9 protein-coding genes and 1 pseudogene are annotated in these 11,610 nt (G+C 73.1%); 2 read left to right on the forward strand and 8 right to left on the reverse strand.

Features of this window, described 5'->3' with window-relative positions:
- Positions 1–265 precede the first annotated feature (265 nt).
- Together IF83_RS35055 and IF83_RS35060 are read right to left on the reverse strand one after the other, a co-directional pair.
- Positions 266–727, reverse strand: a pseudogene (locus IF83_RS35055) (polymorphic toxin-type HINT domain-containing protein); the annotation flags it as partial.
- Positions 685–1,170, reverse strand: a complete 486-nt coding sequence (locus IF83_RS35060; RefSeq protein ID WP_244177207.1) for a hypothetical protein — start codon at positions 1,168–1,170, stop codon at positions 685–687. The pseudogene IF83_RS35055 and the gene IF83_RS35060, both read right to left, overlap by 43 nt.
- A 402-nt stretch (positions 1,171–1,572) precedes the next feature.
- Here IF83_RS35060 and IF83_RS0125865 point away from each other — a divergent pair, with 402 nt between their 5' ends.
- Positions 1,573–3,360 (forward strand): stealth family protein, encoded by a 1,788-nt coding sequence (locus tag IF83_RS0125865; protein WP_030548153.1) that lies wholly within the window; start codon positions 1,573–1,575, stop codon positions 3,358–3,360.
- Positions 3,361–3,485: 125 nt separating this feature from the next.
- Here the strand turns inward: IF83_RS0125865 and IF83_RS0125870 are convergent, their stop codons facing one another.
- From IF83_RS0125870 to IF83_RS0125895, 6 genes are all read right to left on the reverse strand, one after another.
- Positions 3,486–4,178 carry a demethylmenaquinone methyltransferase gene (locus tag IF83_RS0125870; protein ID WP_030548154.1) on the reverse strand — a complete coding sequence of 231 codons (693 nt, stop codon included), beginning with the start codon at positions 4,176–4,178 and terminating at the stop codon, positions 3,486–3,488.
- A gap of 68 nt (positions 4,179–4,246) precedes the next feature.
- On the reverse strand, positions 4,247–4,861 hold the full coding sequence (locus IF83_RS0125875; RefSeq protein ID WP_030548157.1) for a Uma2 family endonuclease: 615 nt from the start codon (positions 4,859–4,861) through the stop codon (positions 4,247–4,249).
- Between the two features lie 114 nt (positions 4,862–4,975).
- The gene (locus tag IF83_RS0125880) at positions 4,976–5,563 is read right to left on the reverse strand and encodes an imidazolonepropionase-like domain-containing protein (protein WP_030548159.1); all 588 of its coding nucleotides are present in this window, start codon (positions 5,561–5,563) and stop codon (positions 4,976–4,978) included.
- Positions 5,564–5,609: 46 nt separating this feature from the next.
- Positions 5,610–6,824 (reverse strand): cyclic dehypoxanthinyl futalosine synthase, encoded by a 1,215-nt coding sequence (mqnC, locus tag IF83_RS0125885; RefSeq protein ID WP_030548160.1) that lies wholly within the window; start codon positions 6,822–6,824, stop codon positions 5,610–5,612.
- 451 nt (positions 6,825–7,275) lie between these two features.
- Positions 7,276–9,399, reverse strand: coding sequence for a serine/threonine-protein kinase (locus IF83_RS35380; protein WP_030548162.1), 2,124 nt, complete (start codon positions 9,397–9,399; stop codon positions 7,276–7,278).
- A 297-nt stretch (positions 9,400–9,696) separates the two neighbouring features.
- Complete coding sequence (locus IF83_RS0125895) at positions 9,697–10,659, reverse strand: menaquinone biosynthetic enzyme MqnA/MqnD family protein (RefSeq protein ID WP_244177210.1); 963 nt, start codon at positions 10,657–10,659, stop codon at positions 9,697–9,699.
- Between the two features lie 543 nt (positions 10,660–11,202).
- Between IF83_RS0125895 and IF83_RS0125900 the strand changes: the two genes are divergently transcribed.
- Positions 11,203–11,406, forward strand: a complete 204-nt coding sequence (locus tag IF83_RS0125900; protein WP_019707740.1) for a cold-shock protein — start codon at positions 11,203–11,205, stop codon at positions 11,404–11,406.
- Positions 11,407–11,610: the final 204 nt, after the last annotated feature.

The following is an 11,610-nucleotide window of genomic DNA, read 5'->3' on the forward strand; positions in this document are numbered from 1 at the left end:
CTATTCGGCGCAGATCCCAAATATCTCTGGCGAGTACTGTCCGGAATGGAAGCCCAGCTTCCGCGGCCTTGGTGGCCCTGCCACGAGCGCCATAGGTGCGAGTAAGAGCATGGTCCGCATGCTTCATCACGATCGCACCGCCGTCGTTTCTGGGCAGGTGTCCAAGCGCGTCCTGAGGCATGTGATGGGGCGTGAGTCCGTCACCTGGCACACCGGGATTCATATCGCCAAACCGTCCAGCCTGGTTCTCGACGACAGTCTTGCAGTTTGCGTTGTGAACGAGTACCGGCGTAGCCCCCGCCAGCGCGTAGTACGTATGCAGGCCGTCCACCGTGAGGTTGTGGACCGTGGCCGACTGCGTCGTCCAGCGCTTGATTGCCGTGACCTGGACGAGGGTGCCGGCGCTGGTGCGGAGCCAGGTGCCGGGCTTCAGGTCCGTGGCGTCGATCCACTCGCCCAGTTCCGGGATCCAGAAGGGGTGGCCGTCGGTGGCCGTGACCGATGCGGTCTTTCCGCCCTTCTTGCCGTCGAGGTCGACGGTGACCCGGACCAAGTGCTTCAGGCCCTTGCCCTTGATCTCGGCGGTGACCGTCCGGGCCGAGGTCTCTCCGGTTTCGGGGTCGGTGGCCAGGACTCTGTCGCCGATGTCCACGTCTTCGATGGCCTTGGCTGAGCCGTCGGCCATCAGGACCTTGGTGCCCGGCGTGAAACTGTTGACCTCGCAGGACGCGTACCGCTTCGCGGCGCGGGTGTTCTTCCACCAGTCCCGCAGGAGCCGCCGAGCAGCTTGCCGGCCAGGCCCCAGAGTTTCTTGCCCAGGGCCACTGCCTTGTGCCATTTCATCGGCAGGCCGTATTTCACGGCCAGTTTGCCGACCATGCCGCCGACGAAGCTGGTGACCACGTTCACCGCCGTCGCCCCGCACGACCCCAGGGCGCCCGTGGTGAAGCAGTCCAGGGCGTCGGTGATGCCCAGCTCGTCGGCGACGATCTTGGCCAGCTCCTTGGCCGCCATGATCGCCCGCTGCTTGGCCGCATCGGCCTTGGCCTGCGCCTTGCGGGCCTTCTCCCGCGCCGGGGTCGGCTTCGGCGCCTCGTAGCCGTAGTACGTGTAGTAGGTCTTGGTGGGCTTGACGTCCCAGCCGCCGGTGCGGGTGAGGGTGCACTGCACGCCGACTTTGATGCACGCGTCCGGCGCGAGGCCGCAGCCGATGCTGGGCACGCAGGATCTGCACGATTACGTCAAGAATGTGTTCACTTGGTGCCCTTGTGGTGCACACCTCGGAGATGAACTCCACAGGGCGCCCTCATGACCCAAAAACATACAAAAAGGAAGCGTGGTCCGGATTCCGACTTGACGGCCCATCAGCTCTTGGAACATAGTTCATCGGCTCGAACACGTAGGCGGTTCGAGTTGCCGCACTGACCCCCGGCATCGTCTCCCGAGGTATTCCGCCCCGGTTTCGCCCCGCCTGCCCGACCCACACAGAACGCCGCCGCTCCCCGCGCCGCCGCGCCCCCGTCGGCCGGACGCTGACCGAGCACCGGCCCCACGAAGAAGCCCAGGTTGTCCATGAAGCACCCCGCCAGATCCCTCGCCGAACGGTTACTGCCCGCCCGTGTGCGGGAAGAGCGGGAACGGCAGCGCGAAGCCGCCCGGGCCGAGGCCGCCGAGCGGAAGCGGGCCGAGCGCATCGCGGCACGGCGTGCGGCGATGCTGCGAGCGGACGGCGAGGTACGCGAGTTCACCGTCGGCGGCGCGGTGCGCTTCGGGCGGCGGGTCCGCCGGTTCACGGCCGCCGACGCCTCCGCGCACAACCTGGGGCTCGTCGCCGACGCCCTGGCCGAAGCCGGCGTGGACCACTTCCTGGTACCGGGGCGGTCCCGCACCCGCCACGTCGTGGGGATGCGCCGCAGCGACCGCAAGGTGTTCCTCGACGCGATGCGGAAACTGCACGGCTCACGGCCGCTCTACGTCACCAAACCGAGCAGGGATCCGCAGCCCTCCGACACCGCGCTTTACGCGGACGGAGCCCTCCCCGCCGCGCTCAAGCGGCAGAGCGTCCTCCGCTTCGGCGAGATGCTGCTGGGCCCGCGCGACCAGGTCCTCGCCGACCTCTCCCACGGCTGCGACGTGGAGTTCTGGGACGAGGGCGAACGGCTCGCCGAGGACAGCCGCGGTGCCGACCGCGTCGCCGCACTGCGCACCCAGCCCCCGCCGGCCATGCTCACCGGCGCCCTGGTGGCACCGCGCGGCAACGCCGTCTCGGACATCCTGCCCGCGGACGCCCGGACACCCGCCGTGCGCGAGATCGCCGGCCGCGAGCACCCCACCTTCGCCGGTTTCCTGCAGCCCCGCGTCGAGACGGTGGGCTTCCCCCTGGACATCGTCTACACCTGGGTGGACGGGGCCGACCCCGAGCTGAGCGCCAAGCGGGCCGCGTACCGCGACGGCGGGGCCGGGGGCGACGGCGGGGGCGAGGCCGTGGGTGCGGGCGGGAAGGAGCCTCCGCGCATCCACGCCCGCGAGACCGGCGCATCCCGCTACACCAGCCGCGACGAGCTGAAGTACTCACTGCGGTCCCTGGAGATGTACGCGCCGTTCGTGCGCAGCGTCTACATCGTCACCGACGGGCAGGTCCCCTCGTGGCTCAACACCGCGGCACCGGGCATCCGGGTCGTGGACCACAAGGAGATCTTCACCGATCCGACGGGCCTGCCGGTCTTCAACTCCCATGCGATCGGCACCCAGTTGCACCACATACCCGGGCTGTCCGACCGCTACCTCTACTTCAACGACGACGTCTTCCTCGGCCGCCCGGTCGGGCCGGAGGCGTTCTTCCACGGGAACGGCATGGCCAAGCTGCCGTTCTCCCCCGCGCAGCTCGGCCTGGGCGCGCCGCACCCGGACGAGCCGGCCCCGAACTCGGCGGGCAAGAACGTACGGCGGCTGATGCTGGAGGCCCACGGGCGCTTCACCGTCAACAAGTTCATGCACACCCCGCACCCGCAGATCCGCGCGGTGATGGAGGAGATCGAGGAGCGCTTCGCCGAGGACGTGGAGCGCACGTCGCGCTCCCGCTTCCGCTCGGTGACCGACATCGCCATGGGCGCGTCCCTGCACCACCACCACGCCTACCTCACGGGGCGCGCGGTCCCGGGGTCGTACAAGCTGCGGTACGTCGACGTGGCGCGGCCGGACGCGGAGGAGCGGCTGGCCGAGCTGCTGAGCACCCGCTGCTTCGACTTCTTTTGCCTGAACGACGTCGACACCCCGGCCGGCGAACAGGAGCGGATCGCGGCCCGGCTGCACGCCTTCCTGGAGGAGTACTTCCCCTTCCCGAGCCGCTTCGAGCGCTGAGCGCTCAGCGGGACCGGTCCCCCGGGACACCGGTCCCGCTCCCTGGGCGCCGGTCCCGTTCCGGGGATGCCGGTCCCGCCGCGCCGTCGGCCCCCGTGTCCCGGGAGGCCGGCCGGCGTGCCGGTTCAGGCCCGGACGCCCCGGTGGAGGGCCACGATGCCGCCGGTCAGGTTGCGCCAGGCCACCTTCGACCAGCCGGCCTTCTGCAGCCGGGCGGCCAGCGCCGGCTGGTCGGGCCAGGCGCGGATCGACTCGGCGAGGTAGACGTAGGCGTCGGGGTTGCTGCAGACCGTGGTGGCGATCGGCGGCAGGGCGCGCATCAGGTACTCGGTGTAGACGGTGCGCAGCGGGGCCAGGACGGGGTGGCTGAACTCGCAGATCACCACTCGGCCGCCGGGCTTCGTGACGCGCAGCAGTTCGGCCAGGGCGGTGTCGGTGTCCTGGACGTTCCGCAGGCCGAAGGAGATCGTCACGGCGTCGAAGACCCCGTCGGCGAACGGCAGCTTCGTCGCGTCGCCCGCGGTGAACGGCAGATGCGGCTGCCGCTTGCGGCCCTCGCGGAGCATGCCGAGGGAGAAGTCGCAGGGGACGACGTACGCGCCGGCGGCGGCGAAGGGTTGGGAGGAGGTACCGGTGCCGGCGGCCAGGTCGAGCACCCGCTCACCGGGGCGCGCGTCGACGGCCCGCACCACGGCCTTGCGCCACAGCCGGGTCTGGCCCAGCGACAGCACGTCGTTCGTCAGGTCGTACTTGGGCGCCACGTCGTCGAACATGGCGGCGACTTCGTGCGGCTGTTTGTCCAGGGATGCTCGGGTCACCGCTCCATTGTGTCCGGTCCCGGCCGGGGATGGTGCGGCGGGGGCGTACCGCTCCCGGACCGCACCGGTCACAGCTCCACCAGGCTGTGGAGGTCGATCGTCACGGGGAAGGGCAGTTCCGTGTCGAGCTTCCCGCTGTGGGAGGGGTGAGCGGGGGCGGGTACGTACGTGCCCAAGTCGCGGTGGAGCCACAACTCGTGCACCACCGGAAGGCCGTCGTCGCCCCGCTCCACCCGCCAGTAGTACGGCACCTTCGCCTCCGCGAACATCGCGGGCTTGCGCACCCGGTCCTCCTGCCTCGAGAGGGGTGAGACGACCTCCACGACCAGGGCCACCTTCGCGACGGGCAGGTACTCCGCCGTGAAGAGGTCCAGGTCCCGCTTGTCGTAGACGGCGATGTCGGTTGTGGTGACGTTGTATTTGTCAACGAGGACGCAGCGCTCCACGTTCACGGCGAAGGGCTCCCGCCGTGCGCTCTTGAGCCGGTCGTACATCCCGTCCCGGACCCCGTCGTGCCACAGGGCCGTCATCCCACGCGTCACGATCCTCCCGTCCACCAATTGCCAGTCGAAGGGCAGCTCCAGGTCCTTCACCCGGTCACTGGTCCAGCCTTCCTCCGGCGGGAACATCCAGGTGTCGGGAGTGGCCTGCCGCTGCCGTCCGCCGGCCGTCGCTCCTGCCATGGGACGCATCATGCACGGGCGTACGGATCACGAGGTCGCGTACGAGGCCGCCTCACCCGAAGTGATGTCAACGCCCCGTGGATTGACGCCCGCCGCCCGGAAAATACCGCCGGCTCAGGCCCGGCGGTGGACCAGGCGGCCCGCGATGACCGTGGCCAGGCAGCGGGCGGGCTCCCTGCCGGGGGCGGCGTCCGGGCCCGTGAAGACCGCGAAGTCCGCGCGGGCGCCCGGGGTGAGCGGCGGCGGCGCGGCGGGGCCGCCCGGCGGCAGGACGCGGAGCCCGGAGCGGGAGACGACGGTGCGGACCCGCGGGCGGGTGAACGGGCCGGTCAGGCCGGTCGTGCCGGTGGCCAGGAGCTTCTGGAGGGCGCGTCGGGCGCTCTGGCCCCAGCGGGTGTCGGTCATCTCCAGGGCGGCCACGGCCTCGCCCGTGAGCGGGGCGCTGCCCAGTTCGTCCACCTCGAACGGGTCGTCGGGGTGGTAGACCGATTCCAGGAGGGTGGGTGCGTCCGGCTCGTGGCGGCCGGGGGTGAGTTCGCCGTCCCATTCCCGGACCCGGGCCCGTCCGCTGTACTCGGCGAACAGTTCCTCGTACGGGCCGATGGCCGCGATCCGGTCGCCGTCCACGACCAGGGCGTGCCCGGGGAGCGGCTCGCCCCCCGGCGTGCGCCGCACCACCCGCGCGCGGTGGATCGTCAGCACCGGCCCGTCCTTCCCGATCGGAGTGTTCCGGCCGCCCCCGCCGGGCTCAGCCCGCGTCGACGAGCTTGAGCTCCGGGTGGGCCGTGCCGCCCTCGATGGCCGTGGAGGAGAGGTGCGAGACGACGTGGTCGTCGACCGGGTCGTTCGCCGGGTCGTCGTGCACGACCAGGTGCTCGTACGTCGTCGAGCGCTGCGCCGGGACGCGGCCCGCGGCGCGGATCAGGTGGAGCAGCTCCAGCCGGTCGGAGCGGTGCTTGGCTCCGGCCGAGGAGACGACGTTCTCCTCCAGCATCACCGAGCCGAGGTCGTCGGCCCCGTAGTGCAGCGAGAGCTGGCCGACCTCCTTGCCGGTGGTGAGCCAGGAGCCCTGGATGTGGGCGACGTTGTCGAGGAAGAGCCGGGCGATGGCGATCATCCGCAGGTACTCGAAGAGCGTGGCCTGCGTCCGCCCCTTCAGATGGTTGTTCTCCGGCTGGTAGGTGTACGGGATGAAGGCGCGGAAGCCGCCGGTGCGGTCCTGCACGTCCCGGATCATCCGGAGGTGCTCGATGCGCTCGGCGTTGGTCTCGCCGGTGCCCATCAGCATGGTGGAGGTCGACTCGACGCCCAGCTTGTGCGCCGTCTCCATGATCTCCAGCCAGCGCTCGCCGGACTCCTTGAGCGGCGCGATGGCCTTGCGCGGCCGCGCGGGCAGCAGCTCGGCGCCCGCGCCCGCGAAGGAGTCGAGACCGGCGGCGTGGATGCGGCGGATCGCCTCCTCCGGCGTGACGCCCGAGATGCGGGCCATGTGCTCGACCTCGGAGGCGCCGAGGGAGTGGATGACGAGCTGCGGGAACGCCTTCTTGATCGCCGAGAAGTGCTCCTCGTAGTACTCCACGCCGTAGTCCGGGTGGTGGCCGCCCTGGAACATGATCTGGGTGCCGCCCAGCTCGACGGTCTCGGCGCAGCGGCGCAGGATGTCGTCGAGATCGCGGGTCCAGCCCTTGGCGGTGTCCTTGGGCGCGGCGTAGAAGGCGCAGAACTTGCACGCCGTGACGCAGACGTTGGTGTAGTTGATGTTGCGCTCGATGATGTACGTCGCGATGTGCTCGGTGCCGGCGTAGCGGCGGCGGCGTACGGCGTCGGCCGCGGCGCCCAGGGCGTGCAGCGGCGCGTGCCGGTAGAGGTCGAGCGCTTCTTCCGGGGTGATCCGGCCGCCCTCGGCGGCACGGGCGAGTACGGCTGCGCGGTTCGTACCGGCGAGCTCGGAGTTCTCGGGCACCGGGGCGTCCCTTCCGGAAGGTTCTGACGGACCGATCCAGCCTACGTCAGCCGTCCGGCGCATCCGGAGGGGCCGTCCGGGAGCGGGTGCGCGCGGGTGCGCGCTGTGAGCGGGGTCCGCTCCTGTCGGGCTCCCCGGGTCCGGCTCCGGGCGCGGCACTGTGCACGGACCGTACGCGGGCCCGGCGCGGCCCGGGCCCGGACGCGGCACTGGCGCGGCACGGCCGGGTTCGGACCGGCCCGCCCGGCACGGTTCCGGCCCGACACGGTCCCCCCGCCCTGAGGACGCGCGGCGCGGCCGGATCCGGCCCGGCCCGGTTCCCTGCGGTTCGGGTCCCCGCACAGTACGGGCCCGCCCGGTCCGGTACGGCCGCACGCCCCGCACCGCCGCGTTCGGGCCGGTCCGCCCGGCACGGCTCCGGCGCGGCGAGCCGGGCCCCGTCCCGTCCGGCTCAGTCAGCTCGGCGCAGGTCGGCGGTGGGGTTGCCGCCCTTCTCGTCGTCCGAGGCGTAGCGCAGCCGGTCCGCGGAGACGGCGGTGAGGGTGATCGTCGCCGGCTCACCCGTGCACAGGCTTCCCGACGGCCCCCTGGAGGTGTCGGTGGTCTCCTTGAGCACCAGCTTCTTCTCACCGGCGGAGATCAACTCCCCCTTGGCGTAACAGGACACGCCGAGCGCGGAGTACGTCATCCGGGCCACGGTGCCGCCCTTCTTCCCCGGCTTCAGGACGAGGACGAGCTCGCCGTTCGGGAAGCCGCCGCTCTGCACGATCCCGCCCTGCCAGGTGCCCGTGAACTTCTCCGGCACCTCCGGCGCCGCCCCCGCCGGGGGCTCGGCCCCGGTGTCGCCGCTCGGGGCCGCGGCGTTGCCACCGCCGCTCTTCCCGCCGGGCAGCAGGTCGAGGAGGGCGACGGTGGTGGTGCCGATGGCCAGTGCGGCCGCCACCGACACCACGACGACGCAGCTCACCCGGCGACGGCCGCCGGCCCCGGAGGACGCGGCACCGGCGGAACCGGACGGGCCCGGGGCGGACGAGCCCGGGGAGGCGGTCCCCGGCGCGGCGCCGTCCGTGCCGCGGGACGGGCCCGTGGCCGTCACCGAGGCCGAGAAGGAGATCCCGCCGCGCCCCGGCTGCCCCTCCCGCCCCGCTCCGGGCCGCGCCCGCACTCCGTCCGCCCGCAGCCCGTGCCCCCGCTGTCCGGCTTCCCGCTGCCCGTGCCCCCGCGCCCCCTGTCCGTACGAAGGGTGCGGCGGCCCGAAGCCGCCCGCCGCCGCGCCCGGGCCCGAAGCCGCTGCCGCATCCGGAGCCGAGGCTGCCGCCGATCCCGGATCCGCGGCCCGGCCGGCCACCGGGCCGGTTCCGGCGAGGCCCGCCCCGGCACCCGCGTCCGCCCCGGCCTCCGTCTCCGTACCGGACCCGGCGGGCCGCCCCGCCCCGGACCAGGACCCGGCGGCCTGGCCCGGCCCGGTCCCCGGCCCCTCCACCGGTACGACCGTGACCAGCCCCGAACCGCCACCCGCCCCCGGCCGCCCCTGTCCGTGTCCGCCCGGCGCCGCCACCGGCCCGGCGGCCCCATCCGGCTCGGGCCCGGCGGCCCGGCCCGGCTGCGGCCCCGGCCCGGCATCCGGCCCGGTGCCCGGCCCGGCGCCGTCCTCCGGTCCGGCGGCCTCCGCCTCCAGGCCCAGCAGTTCCACGGCCCGCCGCCCGACGCCCTCCACCAGCGGCCCGGGAAGCCAGCCGCTGGGCACCGGGCCCCGGGCGGAGCCGTCCTCCCGCACCGGGGCCAGCCGGCGCGCGATCTCCTCCGGGTCCGGCCGGCCCACCGGGTCCTTGGCGAGACAGCCGGCGACCAGCTCCGCCAACTCACCGTCCAAGCCGTCGAGTTCGGGCTCGTCGTGGACGACCTTGTAGAGCAGCGAGGCGGAGCTGTCGCCCGGGAACGGGTCCGATCCCCGTGCCGCGTAGGCGAGGACCGCGCCGAGCGAGAAGACGTCCGAGGCACCGCCGACATCGCGTCCCAGGATCTGCTCGGGGGACATGTAGCCGGGCGAGCCGATGAAGACGCCGCTGGCGGTGAGCGAGGCCGTCGCGTCGGTGGCCCGCGCGATGCCGAAGTCGATGAGGCGCGGGCCGTCCATGGTCAGCAGTACGTTCGACGGCTTCACGTCGCGGTGGACGAGACCCAGGCCGTGCACGGCCGCCAGCGCCTCGGCGAGACCGGCACCCAGGGCCCGTACGGTGTGCTCCGGCAGCGGGCCCACCGCGGCCACCGCCTCACTCAGCGCCGGGCCGGCCACATAGCCGGTGGCCACCCACGGCACGGGCGCCTGCGGGTCGGCGTCCAGCACCGGCGCCGTCCAGGATCCGCCGACCCGCCGTGCCGACTCCACCTCCCGCCGGAAGCGTTCGCGGAACAGCCGGTCCGCGGCGAAGTGCGGATGCACCACCTTCACCGCGACCGTACGGCCCCCGGCGCTGCGCCCCAGATAGACCCGGCCCATCCCGCCGGCGCCCAGCCGGCCCAACAGCCGGTACGGACCGATGGCGCGCGGGTCCCCCGTGTCCAGCGGATGCATGGGCGTCCCCCCTCGGCTCATGCCGCGCCGCCTCCTCGTGCGGTGCCGCCGTCAGCTTAGGACCGGGATGCCCGGCGCGGGCGGCCCGGGACGGACACCGCCGTCGCCCATCGCGGCCGCTCCGGGCGGGCAGCCCCGTGTGTTCGCGGGCGCCGCGGCCGGCGCACCATTCCCGTCCCCGCACTCCCCGGCTTCCCCTCAGCCCCCGGCGTCCGGCTCGGTCCCCGGCTCCGCTCGGTCCCGGCCCGCTCAGTCCCCGGTCCGCTCAGTCCCCGGTCCGTTCAGTCCCCGGCCCGCTCAGTCCCCGGCGTTCCGCCCGGCTTCCGCCGCCTCGCCCGCCTCGCCGCCGGCGCGGGCTTCTCCCCCGCCGGTCCCGCCGGCTGCTCCGGTCCCGCCGCCTGCCGCGTTCCCGTCGGCCCCGTCATCCTCGGCGTCCGCCTCGTCGCCGAGCAGCCGGACCCGTACGTCGGCCGGGAAGCCGGTCGTCGGTCCGGTGCGGCGGGCGAACTCGGCGATGCCGGCGAGCTGGCGCGGGCCGAGGCTGAAGTCGAGCGTGGTGAAGTACCGTTCCAGCACCTCCGCGCCGAAGGCCTCCCAGCGCGCGGCCTGTTCGGCGACCTTGCCGACCTCCTCCAGCGACAGGTCGCGGGAGGCGAGGAACGCCTCGTGCACCCGGCGCACCACCTCCGGCTCCCTGGCGAGATAGTCGCGCCGCACCGCCCAGACGGCGAAGACGAACGGCAGCCCCGTCCACTCCTTCCACAGCTGTCCGAGATCGTGGACCTGCAGCCCGTACCGGGGGGCGTCGTGCAGATACGCGCGGAGCGCCGGGTCGCCGATCAGCACCCCCGCCTGCGCCTCGCGCATCATCAGGCCCAGGTCGGGCGGGCAGCTGTAGTAGTCGGGCGTGATGCCGAAGCGCTCGGCCAGCAGCAGCTGGGCGAGACGTACGGAGGTGCGGGAGGTGGAGCCGAGCGCGACCCGCTCCCCGTCCAGCTGCTCCAGCGGGACCTGGGAGACGATGTGGCAGGACATCACCGGCCCGTCGCAGCCGACGGCGATGTCGGGCAGCGCGACCAGTTCGTCGGCGTGGCGCAGGAACTCCACGAGCGTGACCGGGCCCATGTCGAGCTCGCCGCGGATCAGCTGCTCGCTGAGCTTCTCGGGGGTGTCCTTGCGCAGGTCAAGGTCGAGCAGGGTGCCCGTGCGGGCGAGGCCCCAGTAGAGGGGCACGCAGTTCAGGAACTGGATGTGGCCCACCCGGGGCCGGGCGCGGCTGTGGTCGCCGCCGGCGGGGGCGGGGGCGGCGGATCCGGCGGCCCGGTCGGAACGGTCTTCTCGGTCGGAATGGTCCACTCCATGAGGCTAACTCCGCCTCCGGGCGGAACCGGGAGCGGGTCCTCGCGGGGCCGCAGGGCTCACACGAGGGCCGCACGGGGCATCCTCGGATGCGCCGCGCTGGACGCGGCGCGTGCTCGGCGCGTGCTCGGCGGCCCCGCGCGCGCGTCCCGCGGGCGGCCCGCCGGTAACGGCCTCGGGGCGGTCCGGTGTCGGCCGGTTGGCGGGTACGGGCCGGGGGCTCGCGCAGGCCACGGCGGGGAAGGCGGCCCCTGGATACACCCCACGAACGAGTGATCTTCACCTCTTTCCTGCCGGAGAGGGCCCGTGCTAGGCTCGCCGCAAGTTGCAGTTTGGTTTCCCTTGCAGTACAGAGCCTGCGGATCATGTGACTCCGCAGGCTTTTGTTTTCAGACTTCTTGCAGGTTCTGGAGCAGGGCAACCCTTTGGCCCAAGGAGGGCTTTATGGCTACCGGAACCGTCAAGTGGTTCAACGCCGAGAAGGGCTTCGGCTTCATCGCCCAGGACGGCGGCGGCCCCGATGTCTTCGTCCACTACTCCGCGATCAACGCGTCTGGCTTCCGCTCCCTCGAGGAGAACCAGACCGTGAACTTCGACGTCACCCAGGGCCCGAAGGGCCCGCAGGCGGAGAACGTCACCCCGGTCTGATCCCGCACGGATCCCCGGGGTCGGCCGGTCGCGGCTGACGCGCAGTACCCAAGGAGCCCCGCTCCCCCGCTTCGGCGGAGGAGCGGGGCTCCTGCCCGTCCGGGCCCGGGCCACTGCCCGTCCGGGGCTGCGGCCTCTTCCCCTTCGGGGATGCTCCCCCGTCCCCCCGTCCCCCCGTCCCCCCGTCCCCCCGTCCCCCCGTCC

The organism is Streptomyces albus subsp. albus, from assembly GCF_000719865.1.
Taxonomy (GTDB): domain Bacteria; phylum Actinomycetota; class Actinomycetes; order Streptomycetales; family Streptomycetaceae; genus Streptomyces; species Streptomyces albus_E.